The sequence below is a fragment of the Polaromonas sp. P4_F6 genome (assembly GCF_056401275.1).
The window spans coordinates 229,593-243,733 of record NZ_JBFUJQ010000006.1 but is presented as its reverse complement, the minus strand read 5'-3'; the positions used below and the strand labels follow the sequence as shown (position 1 = coordinate 243,733).

Here is a 14,141-nt window from a genome sequence, read left to right as displayed (position 1 = left end):
CTTCAAAGCGACACTCCTTTGGGAGGCTTGGCTACAACCTGCCATTCGTCTTCGTACACCACCACGCCCGGGTCTCGCGTTTGCAAGACATTCACATGGTATCCATGGCTCTCTAAAAGGAGCTTGAGCCCCCACATCTTTTGAATCGCTTGGCGTGCGGTTGGCCTAAACCAGGATATTGCTCTTCGGTGCTCGACATCTACCAGGACACTCGGAACAGGGAGATTCTCGGTGAACCAAGCCAGCGCCTGTCGCAGCTCCGCGTGCTCTTCTATCGAAATGTCGCCTTCATCTCTCAACGTGTGCGCAGCCACCAGGATGCCAGAGGTGTGGCCGGAGTCGATATCTCGAGCAAGCGTGGTGAACCGGATCAGCATTGAAAAGGCCATGATGGATGGGCCGACATATCGAAGGCTTTGCGCCCAGAATTTTCGCGACTGCAGGCTTTTTTAACCTTGTTCGGGCGCCACGCAATACGATCAAGCTTGTCCCTACAAGATGCCTCCTCTTCTTTCATGACCCCAAGGGCACCTCCGAGGTGCACGATAGATGATTTGCCGGGGCGTCATATTCTTGCCGCCTAACCTGAAGTTGAGCGGACATTGAAGGCGATCTGCTCTGCTCGAATGCCATGCTGGGCATCGTCACCTCGCTGTGAAATCAATTCCCACTCGAAGGGCCTCAGCCCTTTCGGGAGAGCACTTAGCGTCCTTCATCCGCGCGATTACATCCTGGTAAATCAGAATACTGTAGGCGAAGGCAAACTGAGTCCGCTTCTCATCCACATACTTCGGCCGGAATTGATTCTGGAGCCGGAACAGGTGAGCTCCTGCCGTGCTTACCTTGCAGCGTGCCGCATCCCCGGCATAGCTGGCACTCGCGGCAATGTACAAGAGGTCCCACTTCGGCAAGGGGATCGAATTCCTCTCTTGCTCTGACGATGGCTCAATAGGCTTGCCGTCAAAGCCAGGCACTCTTCCCCAAAATTTCTGACGCGTGACTTCGGCTACTTCGAGTGCGCGCACCTCCGACATGACTGTTTCATCCATAAAGACGATAGGCGGTGGTTGCGTTTGGGCGATACCTTGACTGCTCAACATGAGGGCGACAAACAACGACATAAGTGCGCGCATAAGTGAAGCCTAACGTAAAAATGGCTCTGAAAGCCTCTCGATCCGCTGATGTCCAACGGCCGATAGCCGCAAGCTACTGACCAGCCCCGGCGCAATCTCTGCCAACGGTAACAGCACAAAGGCGCGCTGCCACATACGTGGATGCGGCACGATCAAGCGGACAGAATCAATACGGCCGTTGCCGTAAAGCAGCAAATCCAGGTCCAGCGTACGCGGCGCATTGCGATATGGCCTTTCACGGCCGGCCTGCTGCTCGATCCCATGCAGGTGGTCCAGCAAAGCGGGAGCCGTGAGGCCGGTTTCGACTTCCACCACGGCATTGAGGTAGTCGTCGCCCGGCGCGGCCACGGCGCTGCCCGAATCGGTATCCAACGGCGCTGTTTTATAAAGACTGGACGATAGGCGAACCTGCGTGAGCGGCAACCGGCCTATCGCCTGAACAGCCTGCCGCAGGGCCGCCGCCGCATCCCCCAGATTGGCACCCAGCGCAATATAGGCGCTGACGGTCGCCATGGCTCAGGACTGTGCGTCGCCGCCGGGAGCGCCATCGGCGGCCGCTGCTCCGGCCCCGCCCGAGCGGGGCTTGCGGCGGCGGCGGCGCTTTTTGGCGGGAGGCATATCGCCCTGCACGTCTGTGCCCGTGCGCTCATCATCCGCGCCTTGGTCATCCGGATCGCGGTCTTCCGGGTTGCGGGGGGTGAGAGGGGCTGGAGCATCGGGGCGTTTCACGCGCACCCGCGGCGCCTGCGGCTTGCTCTGCAGCTCGCGGCGCGCTTCCTCGATCATGGCGTGGCGTTCGTCGTCATAGGCGGTGCTGAATTTTTCCCACCACTCGGCCAGCTCCATATCGATCTCGCCGGTCTGTGCGCGCAGGCGCAGGAAGTCGAAGCCGGCACGGAAACGCGGCTGGTCCAGCAGCGAATAGGGGGCGCTGCCCGTGCGCTTTTCAAAGCGAGGCTGCATGGTCCAGATTTCGCGCATGTCGGTGCCCAGCTTGCCGCGGCCCGAGACGTCGCCGATCTTGGCGTTGAAGGCGTCGTCGATGGCGTCCTGCAGCGCGGGCATGAGGTGCTCGCCGCGCTTTTTGCGCTGCTCCCAGCCCTCGCGCACGTCGGACCACAACACACAGGACAGCAAAAAGCTGGGCGCCACCGGCTTGCCTTCGCCGACGCGGCGGTCGGTGTCCTGCAGGGCCAGCTTGAGGAAGGGTTCATCGGCGTTCTGGACCACCACGTCGAGGAGCGGGTAGATGCCGGTGCCCAGGCCCAGGAACTTGAGCTGGGCAATGCTGGCCAGCGCATGGCCGGTCTGCAGCAGCTTGAGCATTTCGTCAAAAAGGCGTGATTGCGGCACGTCGGCCAGCAGACCCTTCATCTCACGCAGCGGGGCCACGGTCTTGTCTTCAAACTTGAAGCCCAGGGCGCTGAGTTTTGCCGCAAAACGCACGGCGCGGATGATGCGCACCGGATCTTCCCGGTAGCGCACGGCCGGGTTGCCTATCATGCGGATGATTTTTTTCTTCGCGTCCTTGATGCCGTTGTGGTAGTCGACCACCACCTGGGTTTCAGGGTCGTAGTACATCGCGTTGATGGTGAAGTCGCGGCGCGCGGCGTCCTGCTCGATAGGGCCCCAGACGTTGTCGCGCAGCACCCGGCCGGAGGCATCGACCGCATGCTTCATGCCGGCGAGCTCGCTCTTGCTGGTGCGCTCGTTGCCGCCGACCTGCTCGGCCAGGCTGCTGTCCAGGTGGGCTCGGAAGGTCGAGACCTCAATGACTTCATGCTCGCGCCCGCGGCCGTAGATGACGTGCACGATGCGAAAGCGCCGGCCTATGATGAAAGCGCGGCGAAACAGCGACTTGACCTGCTCGGGCGTGGCGTCGGTGGCGACGTCGAAGTCCTTGGGGCGCAGGCCCACCAGCAGGTCGCGCACCGCACCGCCGACGATGTAGGCCTCATAGCCGGCATCCTTGAGGGTGTGCACCACGTCCATGGCGCGGTCGTCCACCAGCTTGACGTCGATGCCGTGTTCCTTGACGCCTACATCCTGGCGCTGGCCGAAGGGGGATTTTTTGGCCCGCTTGGCACCGGGCTCCGCGCTGTCCGATTTGCCGAACAGCTTGTCGATAAATTTTTTGATCATGGATAACTAGGTAAACAGCTCAAGTATGCGCCATCCGCGCTCTACCGCCAGCGCCCGCAGGCGCGCGTCGGGGTTGGTGGCCACGGGGTGGGTCGCCTTCTCCATCAGGGCCAGGTCGTTCAGGGAATCGGTGTAAAACGTGGTTTCCACGTCGTCCCAGCCCAGCTTGCGGGCCGCCAGCCATTGTTCCACGCGGGTGACCTTGCCTTCACGGGCCGAGGGCGTGCCCAGGATCTCACCGGTCAGCCAGCCCTGGGCGTCGCGTTCCAGCTCCACAGCAATCAATTCCTTGACGCCGAAGGCCTCGGCAATCGGCCGCGTGACGAATTCATTGGTGGCGGTGACGATGACCAGCTCGTCGCCAGCCGCGCGGTGCCCGTCCACCAGCGCCAGCGCCTGGGGGGTGATGGCTTTTTGCACGACCTCACGCATGAAGCGGGCATGGGCGGCAGCCGAATTGGCGGCGCCCTGCTCGCGGATCGCCTGGGTGGCGAAGCGCACGTAGTCGTGGATGTCCAGCGTGCCGGCTCGGTAGTGCTCGAAGAATTCCGCATTGCGCCGCTTGAACTCGGTGCTGTCGCACCAGCCCAGCGCAATCGTGAATTCGCCCCACTCGTAGTCGGAATCGATAGGAATCAGCGTGTGATCCAGGTCAAACAGCGCAATCTTTTTCGGGCCCGTCATTCACTCTCCAGCATGGACTTGATCAGGGGGATGGTGATGGCGCGCTTGGTTTGCAGGGCGTAGCCGTCGAGCTGGTCCAGCAGCTGCATCAGGCTGCCGAGGTCGCGCGAAAAGCGGGTCAGCATGAAGTCCATGGCGTCGTCGCTCAGGAACACGCCGCGCGCGTCGGCCTCGCGCCGCAGCACGGCGCGCCGCTCGGGTTCGGTCAGGGCCTGCAGGGCGAACACATGGCCCCAGCCCAGGCGGGTGCGCAAATCCTCGCGCAGCGCCAGGTCGGCGGGCGGCACATTGCCGGCGGCCAGCACCCAGCGTGGCCGGCCGTCGGACGCGCTGAGCGCATTGACAAACCAGTTGAAGGCCGCCTGCTGCTGCACCGCGGTGTAGAGGTGGCATTCGTCAAGGATGACGGCGGACCAGGATTCGTTGAACTCGGGCGGTTCCAGCAGCGAAGCGTCCATCCAGCCGCTGGAGGCGCCCTGCTCGCGCAGCGCCTCGCGCACGGCCTTGAGCAAATGGGTCTTGCCGCTGGCGGCCTCACCCCAGAGGTAGGTGGGCACGGGCGAGCGCAGCGTGTTGCCGGCCCACAGTTCCAGGTGCTTGAGCGCGGCCTCGTTCGGCCCGCCGAAAAAATTGGCGAACGAGGGGGCCGAAGCCAGCCCGATGTCCAGCGCAATCTGTTTCATGCCCGCCATGTGTTTATCCCGGACCGGCCTTGTAAAGCCGGCTGGCCATGTAGCTGTTCTTGAGGCGGCGTATGCCCACCAGCAGCACGGCGCTGGCCGGCAGCGCCACCAGCACGCCGACAAAACCGAATACCTGGCCGAAAGCCAGCAGGGCAAAAATCACCGCCAGCGGGTGCAGGCCTATGCGCTCGCCCACCAGGCGCGGCGTGAAATACAGGCTTTCCACCAGTTGCCCCACGCCGTAGACCACGGCCACCATGACCAGCGCCTTGAGCGAGGCGAATTCCAGCAGGCCGGCCAGCACGGCCAGCAACAGGCCCAGGCCGAAGCCGAGATAGGGGATGAACATCGCCAGGCCGGTGAAGACGCCGATAGGCACGGCCAGGTCCAGGCCGAACAGGGCCAAGCCCACGGCATAAAACACCGCCATGATCAGCATGACCAGCAACTGGCCGCGCAGGTACTGGCCCAGCACCGCGTCGGCCTCTTCGGTGAAACTGTCGAAACCGCCGCGCAGGTGGGGCGGCACCAGTTCGAGCACACGGGCGACAAACTTGTCCCAGTCCATCAGCAGGTAAAACAGCGCCACCGGGATCAGCACGGCGTTGCCGACCACGGCCAGCGCCACGCTGCCGCCCAGCTTGAGCGAGGACATCAGCGAACCGAACAGGTCCTCGAAGTTGGCATTGAGGTACTTGAGCACAAAGGCCTTGATGCTGCCCACGTCCAACGCCACATGGATGCCGAACTGCGCCAGCCAGGGCGCCAGGCTGGTGTTGAGCCTGTCCGCCAGCAGCGGTACCTGCTCACGCAGCACCGGCAGCTCCTTGGCCATGATGGGCACGATCAGCAAAAACAGGCTCAGCAGCACCACGATGAAGAGGAATTCGACGATGACCACCGCCACCACGCGCGGCAGGCGGCCCTTGCCCATGTCGTCCAGCCGGTTGACCAGGGGCGTCAGCGCATAGGCCAGCACGGCGGCCACCACAAAGGGCGTGAGCACCGGCCCCAGCAGCCACAGCGCGAGGACGACCAGGGCAGCGATCAGGCACCAGGCGGCGGCGCGTTTTTGGGCGGTGGTGAATTGCATAAAGCCTTGGGTTGAGCTGGCCGGAAGAAGCCTGGGAGGGGCCTAAGAACCTGTTCTAAGCGGCCGGATGGGTAGCCTTTAGAATCTCAGGCTGAATTCTATCGGGCTTGCAGGCCCCTCCAGCGCCGCAAACCCGGCTTCCAGCCCCTCATTCGCCCCATACCGTCCCTACCGCCCCTACCCGTAGCAAAGCCGACACCATGACCACCTCCTCCCCTTCCCCCCTGAGCTACAAAGACGCGGGCGTTGACATCGACGCGGGCGACGCGCTGGTCGAGCGTATCAAGCCCCTGGCCAAAAAAACCATGCGCGAAGGCGTGCTGGCCGGCATAGGCGGCTTCGGCGCGCTGTTCGAAGTGCCCAAGCGCTACAAGGAGCCCGTGCTGGTCAGCGGCACCGACGGCGTGGGCACCAAGCTCAAGCTGGCTTTTGAATGGAATATGCACGACACCGTGGGTATAGACCTGGTGGCCATGAGCGTCAACGACGTGCTGGTGCAAGGCGCCGAGCCGCTGTTTTTCCTCGACTACTTCGCCTGCGGCAAGCTCGACGTTGACACGGCAGCCAGCGTGGTCGGCGGCATCGCCAAAGGCTGCGAACTCAGCGGCTGCGCATTGATAGGCGGCGAAACCGCCGAAATGCCCGGCATGTACCCGGCCGGCGAATACGACCTGGCCGGCTTTGCCGTGGGCGCGGTCGAAAAATCCAAAATCCTGACCGGCAAGGACGTCAAAGCCGGCGACGTGGTGCTGGGCCTGGCCAGCAGCGGCGTGCACTCCAACGGCTTCAGCCTGGTGCGCAAATGCATAGAACGCGCTGCCGGCAATACGCCCGCCACACTGGACGGCAAGCCCTTCAAGCAGGCCCTGATGGAGCCCACCCGCCTTTACGTCAAGAACGTGCTGGCCGCCCTGGCCGCCCACCCGATCAAGGCGCTGGCCCACATCACCGGCGGCGGCCTGCTGGAAAACATCCCCCGCGTGCTGCCCGAAGGCACGGCCGCCCACCTCAAAAAGGGCAGCTGGCCACAGACCGAGCTGTTCGCCTGGCTGCAAAAAACCGCCGGCATTGACGACTTCGAGATGAACCGCACCTTCAACAACGGCATCGGCATGGTGGTGGTGGTGGACGCCGCCAACGCGCAAGCCACGGCCAGGACCCTGCGCGAGGCGGGCGAGCAGGTGTATGAAATCGGCGTGATCGCCGCAAAGGGCGACGGCGCCGCCGTCACCGTCGGCTAAATACCTCGGCGCGGCAAGCCAGACACCCATGCCGCAACCTGCCCCGCCCCCCGCAAGCCCTCCCCGCCGCCTTCCGGCGGCCATCTGGGCATTGGGCTTTGTCAGCCTGCTGATGGACATCTCCTCCGAGATGATCCACAGCCTGCTGCCCGTCTTCATGGTCACGGTGCTGGGCACCAGCCTGTGGGCCGTCGGCCTCATCGAGGGCCTGGCCGAAGCGACGGCGCTCATCGTCAAGGTGTTCTCGGGCGTGCTCAGCGACTACTGGGGCAAACGCAAACCGCTGGCGCTGCTGGGTTACGGCCTGGGCGCGGCCTCCAAACCGCTGTTCGCGCTGGCCGCGACCACAGGGCTGGTGCTCAGCGCCCGCCTGGTGGACCGCGTKGGCAAGGGCATACGCGGCGCACCGCGCGACGCCATGGTGGCCGACCTGGCCCCGCCCGGCATGCGCGGCGCGGCCTTCGGGCTGCGCCAGTCGCTGGACACCGTGGGCGCCTTCGTCGGGCCGCTGCTGGCCATGGGCCTGATGCTGCTGTGGGCCAACGACTTCCGGGCGGTGTTCTGGGTCGCCGTCATCCCTGGCTTTCTGGCGGTGGCGCTGCTGCTGTTCGGCGTGCGGGAGCCCGAACGCCCCGCGGGCGCCCCGCGCCTGAACCCTATCAGCCGAGCCAACCTCAAGCGCCTGGGCGCGCCCTACTGGCGCGTGGCGGTGCTGGGCGCAGTCTTCATGCTGGCGCGGTTCAGTGAGGCCTTTTTGCTGCTGCGCGCCATGCAGGGCGGCCTGCCGGTGGCCTACACGCCGCTGGTGCTGGTGGCCATGAACGCGGTCTATTCCCTGGGCGCCTACCCTTTCGGCAAGCTGGCCGACCGCATGAGCCACAGCGCCTTGCTGGCCTGGGGCCTGGCGGTGCTGGTGGCGGCCGACCTGCTGCTGGCCGCCGGCAGCCACTGGGGCACCGCGGGCGTGGGCATCGCGCTGTGGGGCCTGCACATGGCCATGACCCAGGGCCTGCTCGCCACCATGGTGGCCGAAACGGCGCCGGCCGACCTGCGCGGCACGGCTTTCGGCTTCTTCAACCTCGCCAGCGGCCTGGCGCTGCTGCTGGCCAGCACCCTGGCCGGCGTACTCTGGGACCAGTTGGGCGCGCCGGCCACCTTTGCCGCGGGCGCCGTGTTCAGCCTGGCGGCGCTGGCGCTGCTGGGCATCTGGCGCAAGTCGCTGCGGTTACCGGCGGCCACCTGATCCCTGCCAGATCAAGCCAGCGCCAGCCCCGCCACCCCCAACAGCATCAGCGCCGCGCCCAGCACCTGCGAAGGCTTGAGGGCTTCCTTGAGCAGCCGGGCGCCCACCAGCGTGCCTATCAGCATGGACATCTCGCGCACCGGGGCCACGTAGCTGAGCGGCGCGGACTGCACGGCAAACAGCACCAGGCAATAGGCCAGCGGCGACAGCAGGCCGATCAGCACGATGGCCGTGCGGTGCTGCCGCCATTGCGCGGCCAGCAAGCCGCGCCGCGGCAACACCCAGGGCGCGAGCAGCACCGTGCGAAAACCAAGGCCCGCGGCATAAAACAGCACCGGCGCCATGCCCAGGGACTTCACCGCCCAGCCGTCGACCACGGTATAGCCGGCGATGCAAAGGCCGGTCAGCCCGCCCCAGAGCACCCCGCGCCGCCGCCGCGCATCCCCGCTGCCGGCGATGCCCGCCGCGCCACCGGAGGTCATGAAGACGCCCGCCAGCACCAGGGCCACGCCCAGCCAGCCCAGTGCGCTGGGCAGCTCGCCGAGCAAAGCCACGGCCCCCAGCACCGCGAGCAGCGGCCCGGTGCCCCTGGCCATGGGATAGACCACGGCGAAATCGGCCACGCGGTAGCCTTTTTGCAGCACCAGCGAATACACCAGGTGCAGCAGCGCGCTGGCCAGCGCCGCCAGCCACATCCAGCCGTCAAAGGCCTGGGGGTGTTGATGCCAGGCGAACAGGGCCACCGGCGCCGCAGCCACCATGCTGACGCAACCGAACAGCCAGATAAAAAGCAGGCCGCCGGCCGCGCGCTTGGCCACGATATTCCAGAGCGCGTGGCACACCGCCCCCGCGAGCACCAGCGCCAGCGTCTGGGCGCTCATGCCGGCGTGCCAATTCCGGGCAAGCGAAAACGGCTGTCCAGCAAGGTTTTGACGCGCGCCGCCACGGCCTCGCATTCCTGCGCGCTGAGCGGCGCGAACCCCGATGCCCAGGCCGCCATGTCCTCCCAGCGCGGGAATTTGGGTGACTCGCCCCAGCGCCAGTCGGGATGCGCCGCCTGCCGGTTGCGCCCCAGCACATGCAGGTGCACCCGGCGGTTCGCCTGCACGTTCTTGGGCCCGGCGGGCGGGGCCTGGTCGTTGAGCGCCCAGTTGCCCGCCTCCCAGTAATTGAGGCAGCCATCGTTCAGGGCGGGCAGCACGTCCAGCATGGCGCGGCCCGTGGCGGCCACCAGGCAGGACCAGTGGGCCAGCTCCAGCGGCGCCAGTTCGCTGCGCTCCCAGACCGGCCGCGGCGGATTGACGACCAGGTGGCCGCCGTCGCGGCGGTCGCACAAAAGGGCGTCGGGCAGAAGCAGGGTGCCGCCGGGGCAGCTGTGCAAAACAAGAGGCATGGAGGGGAAACCTTTGACAGCGAATAATGAGTAAATATGATCAAGCAATGAAGAAATCAGTCGCCATAATCTTTGAATTTCTTCTGTATTGCACTCAAAGCCATGAGAAAAGCGGCCTCCAATGATGAGTAAAACAGATGATTCGCCTCTCCAGGCACTCCCGCTCAACGCGGTGCGGGTGTTTGTGGAAGCCGCGCGCCAGCTCAATTTCAGCCGCGCCGGCCGCGTGCTGGGCATGAGCCAGGGCGGCGTCAGCCGCCATGTCGCCACGCTGGAGCGCTACTTCGGCCAGCCGCTGTTCGCGCGCAGCGGCACTTCGGTACGCCTGACCGATGCGGGGCGCCTGTACTTCGACACGGTGCAGGAAGCCCTGTCGACCATAGAGCTGGCCACCCGCCAGCTGGCGCAAAGCCAGGCCGGCGCCCGCCTCATCGTGCGCACCTCGCTGCCCACTTTTGCGATGACCACGCTGATTCCTGCCCTGCCCGGTTTCCAGCCCGCGGCGCCGGTGGCGGTGGACCTGGTGACCTCGCTCTCGCCGCCGGGCCCGGGGGACAGTTATGACGTGCTGGTCACGCGCGACCTGGCCGTCGCCGGCGCCGAGCACTGGCTGCTGGCCGCCGAAAACATCGTGTGCGTGGCTTCCCCGGCGCGTTGCCGCGAGTTCGCAGACCAGCCCGTCAGCCAGTGGCAGTTTCTCGCGGCGCAGTCGCGGCCCGATGTGCTGGCCGCCTGGTCCGCGCAACTGGGCGTTCAGGCGGCCGGCATCCATGTCAGCGCCAGCTTCGACCACTACTTCCTGGCGATCGCCGCGGCGACGGGCGGCATGGGCCACCTGGTGGTGCCCGAACTGCTGGTGGCCGAACCGCTGCGCCGCGGCCACCTGCTGCAGGCATCCCCCGTGGTGGTGCGCGGCGACGCGAGCTATTCGGCCTATATCAACCCGCTCAGCACGGCCCCCGAAACCGCCCGGGTGTTCTGCCGCTGGCTCAAGGGATGGTTCAGGCAGGCGCAGGACGGCCCGCCGGCCGCGCTACAAAAACACTAGCTGCGGGGACCGATGCCAATTGGCTTACGCTGGACTTTTTGTTATTTCTGTATCAAACTGTTCTACTGGTCTGTCTTTGGAGCGCTCATGCCGGTCATCGCAGTCGTCAACCGCAAGGGAGGCAGTGGCAAAAGCACACTGGCCGCGCACATCGCCGCCTGGTGCGCGCGCAATGGCAGCTCGGTCATGCTGGGCGACGTGGACCGCCAGCAGTCGGCGCGCAGCTGGCTCAAGCGCCGCGGCGCCGACCTCCCCGCCATCGCCCCCTGGGCCGTGGACCAGAAAAACATGCTGCGCGTGCCCACGGGCATCACGCATGTGGTGCTGGATACGCCGGGCGGCATGCACGGCTTTGAACTCGCGCGCGTCGTGATGTTCGCCGACGCCATCATCATGCCGGTGTGCAACTCCATGTTCGACCGCGAGTCGGCGGCGCAATGCCATGCCGACCTGATGGCCCTGCCGCGTGTGGCCAGCGGCCGCTGCCGCCTCGCCACCGTGGGCATGCGCATTGACGGGCGCACCAGCGCGGCAAAGGTCCTGGAGGAATGGTCGGAAGGCCTGGGCATGCCCTTTCTGGGCGCGCTGCGTGAAACCCAGCTCTATGTGCGCAGCCTGGAGCGCGGCATGACGATGTTCGACTTGCCGGCCAGCGCCGCCGCGCCGGACCTCGCGCAGTGGCAGCCCATACTGAACTGGCTCAGGCCCACGCTGTACCCGCCGCAGGCGGCCAACGACGCCCCCGAACAGGCGCAGGCCAGGACAGTGGCCAAGGCCCCGGCCCGGGTGATCGCGCCCCGGCCTTCGGTCGCCGCGACGCTGGGCGCCAGGCCGCTCAACCCGTCACCTGTACAAAAAGTGGCGACAGCTTCACGCCTGGGCAGTTCCCTGCCCGGCAGCCTGATGCCCGCGCAGGAATCGCTGGTGCACGGCGCCCGCATGTCCGCCCAGAGCACAGCCCGCGCCGTGGGCCGGCCCGTCCAGGTCAGCACTGCGCCGGCCATGTCGCGCAACATGAATTCGCCCGACGGCCTGCAGATCCCGCAGTTCCTCAAACGCGCCACCTGAGGCGCCGCACCGGCCCCGCCGTCAGGCTGCGGCGAGTTCTTCGCGGACTTCGCGCGCGGCCCGCACCATATTGCCCAGCGCCGCCTCGGTCTCGGGCCAGCCACGGGTTTTAAGGCCGCAGTCGGGGTTGATCCAGAGGTTTTTGGCTGGGATCACCGCAGCCGCCTTGCGCAGCAGCCGCACCATCTCGTCCACCGTGGGCACGCGCGGCGAATGGATGTCGTAGACGCCCGGGCCTATCTCGTTGGGGTACTTGAAGTCGCCGAAGCCGCGCAGCAGCTCCATGTCGGAGCGGCTGGTTTCAATCGTGATCACGTCGGCGTCCATGGCCGCGATTTCCGGCAGGATGTCGTTGAACTCCGAATAGCACATATGGGTGTGGATCTGGGTTCCATCGGCCACGCCGCTGGCGCTGATGCGGAAGGCGCGCGTGGCCCATTCCAGGTAGGGCTTCCAGCCGGCGCGGCGCAGCGGCAGGCCTTCGCGTATCGCCGGCTCGTCGATCTGGATGATGCCTATGCCCGCGCCCTCCAGGTCCGCCACCTCGTCGCGTATCGCCCAGGCGATCTGCCCGGCGGTCAGGCTGCGCGGCTGGTCGTCGCGCACAAAAGACCATTGCAGGATGGTGATGGGGCCGGTCAGCATGCCCTTCATGGGCCGCTTGGTGAGGCTTTGCGCATACACCGTCCAGGCCACCGTCATGGCCGCGCGGCGCGCCACGTCGCCGTAAATCACCGGCGGCTTCACGCAGCGCGAGCCGTAGGACTGTACCCAGCCGTTTGCCGTGAAGGCAAAACCGTCGAGCTGCTCGCCGAAATACTCGACCATGTCGTTGCGCTCGGCCTCGCCGTGCACCAGCACATCCAGGCCCAGTTCTTCCTGCTTGCGCACGGCGAGGCGGATCTCGGCCTGCATTTTTTCGGCGTACTGCGATTTGCCGATCTCGCCGCGCTTGAAGGCCGCGCGCGCGGCGCGTATCTCGGCGGTTTGCGGGAACGAGCCTATCGAGGTGGTCGGAAACAGCGGCAGCGCAAAACGTTGGCGCTGCACCTGCTGGCGCCGGCTGAAGGGCGAAAGCCGCTGGTCGGCGCCCGCCGCGGCCCGGGCCAGCCGCGCCGCCACGGTGGCGCGGTGCACGCGCGGGCTGTTGCGCCGCGCCTGGGCGGCCAGGCGGGCGGCGGCCAGCTCGGCTTCCACGGATTTTTCGCGGCCTTGCAGCGCGGCTTTGAGCATGCGCAGCTCAAACAGTTTTTCCACCGCGAAGGCCAGCCAGGACTTGAGTTCGGTATCCAGCGTGTCCTCGGCCTGCAGGCTGTAAGGCACGTGCAGCAGCGAGCACGAAGGCGCCAGCCAGAGCTCGCCCTGGTGCTTTTCGACCACCGGCCGCAGCCTTGCCAGGGCGGCATCGGGGTCGGTGCGCCAGATATTGCGGCCGTCGACGATGCCCACCGACAGCACCTTGTGGCTGGGCAGCCAGTCGGCGACGCCGACGAGCTCTTCGGGTGCACGCACCGCATCCACATGCAGGCCCGCCACCGGCAGTTGGCAGGCCATGCGCAGGTTCTCCTGCAAGGGTGAAAAATAAGTAGCGAGCAATAGCTTGGGGCCGCCGCGCGCCAGCCGCCAGTAACTGGATTCAAACGCCTGGCTCCAGGCGGGCGGCAAGTCCAGGCCCAGGATGGGCTCGTCCATCTGCACCCATTCCACGCCCTGGGCCTTGAGGCGGGCCAGGATTTTTTCGTACACCGGCAGCAGCTTGCCCAGCAGGCTGAAGCGGTCGAAACCCGGCGTCTTTTCCTTGCCCAGCCAGAGGAAACTCAGCGGCCCCAACAGCACCGCCTTGACGGTGTGGCCGGCCTCCCGGGCCTGCGCGACTTCGTCAAACAGGCGTTCGCAGGCCAGGCTGAACTCGGTGTTCGGACTGAACTCCGGCACCAGGTAGTGGTAATTGGTGTCAAACCACTTGGTCATCTCCAGCGCGAAGCTGCCGCCGCCGGCGCCGCCTTCAGCGCAGCCGCAGTCCGCGCTGTGGCTGTGGCCGGCTTCGGCATTCACACCGCGCGCCATCGCGAAGTAACGGCCGAGCGCGGACTCCTGCCCTGTGAACCCAAAGCGCGCCGGCTCGCAGCCCAGCATCTGGATGTGGTTGGCCACGTGGTCGTAAAAAGCGAAGTCGCCGACCGTCACAAAATCCAGGCCCGCTTCTTTTTGCACCGCCCAATGGCGCTCGCGCAGCTCGGCGCCGGCGGCTTGCAGCGCGGCCAGGTCTATCTCGCCGCGCCAGTGTTTTTCGAGCGCGAATTTCAGTTCCCGGTGCGCGCCCATGCGCGGAAAACCCAGGGTGTGTGTATGGACCATGCAGGCTATCTCCCGTTTGCGAATCAACAAAGAACGCCATGGTCGGCCAGATTCA

The 14,141-nt window shown here is 66.0% G+C and carries 14 protein-coding genes; 4 read left to right on the top strand and 10 right to left on the bottom strand.

Annotated elements, in window-relative coordinates:
* Positions 1-2 precede the first annotated feature (2 nt).
* The 7 genes from AC1DUN_RS16305 to AC1DUN_RS16275 all read right to left on the bottom strand — a co-directional run bounded on the left by AC1DUN_RS16305 (position 3) and on the right by AC1DUN_RS16275 (position 5,735).
* On the bottom strand, positions 3-389 hold the full coding sequence (locus tag AC1DUN_RS16305; RefSeq protein ID WP_477714863.1) for a hypothetical protein: 387 nt from the start codon (positions 387-389) through the stop codon (positions 3-5).
* 255 nt (positions 390-644) lie between these two features.
* Positions 645-1,133 (bottom strand): hypothetical protein, encoded by a 489-nt coding sequence (locus AC1DUN_RS16300; protein WP_477714862.1) that lies wholly within the window; start codon positions 1,131-1,133, stop codon positions 645-647.
* A 9-nt stretch (positions 1,134-1,142) separates the two neighbouring features.
* Positions 1,143-1,646, bottom strand: coding sequence for a 2-amino-4-hydroxy-6-hydroxymethyldihydropteridine diphosphokinase (folK, locus tag AC1DUN_RS16295; protein WP_477714861.1), 504 nt, complete (start codon positions 1,644-1,646; stop codon positions 1,143-1,145).
* Positions 1,647-1,649: 3 nt separating this feature from the next.
* Positions 1,650-3,275 (bottom strand): polynucleotide adenylyltransferase PcnB, encoded by a 1,626-nt coding sequence (pcnB, locus tag AC1DUN_RS16290; protein ID WP_477714860.1) that lies wholly within the window; start codon positions 3,273-3,275, stop codon positions 1,650-1,652.
* A gap of 6 nt (positions 3,276-3,281) precedes the next feature.
* Positions 3,282-3,959, bottom strand: coding sequence for an HAD family hydrolase (locus AC1DUN_RS16285; protein ID WP_477714859.1), 678 nt, complete (start codon positions 3,957-3,959; stop codon positions 3,282-3,284).
* Positions 3,956-4,642: a DnaA regulatory inactivator Hda gene (hda, locus tag AC1DUN_RS16280; protein WP_074577768.1), complete on the bottom strand. Its 687-nt coding sequence runs from the start codon at positions 4,640-4,642 to the stop codon at positions 3,956-3,958. The genes AC1DUN_RS16285 and hda overlap by 4 nt, the downstream gene beginning before the upstream one ends.
* Positions 4,643-4,655: 13 nt before the next feature.
* The gene (locus tag AC1DUN_RS16275) at positions 4,656-5,735 is read right to left on the bottom strand and encodes an AI-2E family transporter (protein ID WP_477714858.1); all 1,080 of its coding nucleotides are present in this window, start codon (positions 5,733-5,735) and stop codon (positions 4,656-4,658) included.
* 200 nt (positions 5,736-5,935) lie between these two features.
* On the opposite strand from AC1DUN_RS16275, the gene purM reads away from it, so the two are divergent.
* Positions 5,936-6,976, top strand: coding sequence for a phosphoribosylformylglycinamidine cyclo-ligase (gene purM / locus AC1DUN_RS16270; RefSeq protein ID WP_477714857.1), 1,041 nt, complete (start codon positions 5,936-5,938; stop codon positions 6,974-6,976).
* A gap of 28 nt (positions 6,977-7,004) precedes the next feature.
* Positions 7,005-8,219 (top strand): MFS transporter, encoded by a 1,215-nt coding sequence (locus AC1DUN_RS16265; protein WP_477714856.1) that lies wholly within the window; start codon positions 7,005-7,007, stop codon positions 8,217-8,219.
* Between the two features lie 11 nt (positions 8,220-8,230).
* On the opposite strand, the gene AC1DUN_RS16260 is transcribed toward AC1DUN_RS16265, so the two are convergent.
* Positions 8,231-9,100 carry a DMT family transporter gene (locus AC1DUN_RS16260; RefSeq protein WP_477714855.1) on the bottom strand — a complete coding sequence of 290 codons (870 nt, stop codon included), beginning with the start codon at positions 9,098-9,100 and terminating at the stop codon, positions 8,231-8,233.
* Positions 9,097-9,612: a hypothetical protein gene (locus AC1DUN_RS16255; protein ID WP_477714854.1), complete on the bottom strand. Its 516-nt coding sequence runs from the start codon at positions 9,610-9,612 to the stop codon at positions 9,097-9,099. The genes AC1DUN_RS16260 and AC1DUN_RS16255 overlap by 4 nt, the downstream gene beginning before the upstream one ends.
* Positions 9,613-9,733: 121 nt before the next feature.
* On the opposite strand from AC1DUN_RS16255, the gene AC1DUN_RS16250 reads away from it, so the two are divergent.
* The gene (locus AC1DUN_RS16250) at positions 9,734-10,660 is read left to right on the top strand and encodes a LysR family transcriptional regulator (protein ID WP_477714853.1); all 927 of its coding nucleotides are present in this window, start codon (positions 9,734-9,736) and stop codon (positions 10,658-10,660) included.
* Between the two features lie 87 nt (positions 10,661-10,747).
* Complete coding sequence (locus tag AC1DUN_RS16245) at positions 10,748-11,728, top strand: ParA family protein (protein WP_477714852.1); 981 nt, start codon at positions 10,748-10,750, stop codon at positions 11,726-11,728.
* A gap of 21 nt (positions 11,729-11,749) precedes the next feature.
* Here the strand turns inward: AC1DUN_RS16245 and metE are convergent, their stop codons facing one another.
* A complete protein-coding gene (gene metE / locus AC1DUN_RS16240) occupies positions 11,750-14,086 on the bottom strand; it encodes a 5-methyltetrahydropteroyltriglutamate--homocysteine S-methyltransferase (protein WP_477714851.1) in 2,337 nt (778 codons plus the stop codon).
* Positions 14,087-14,141 lie beyond the last annotated feature (55 nt).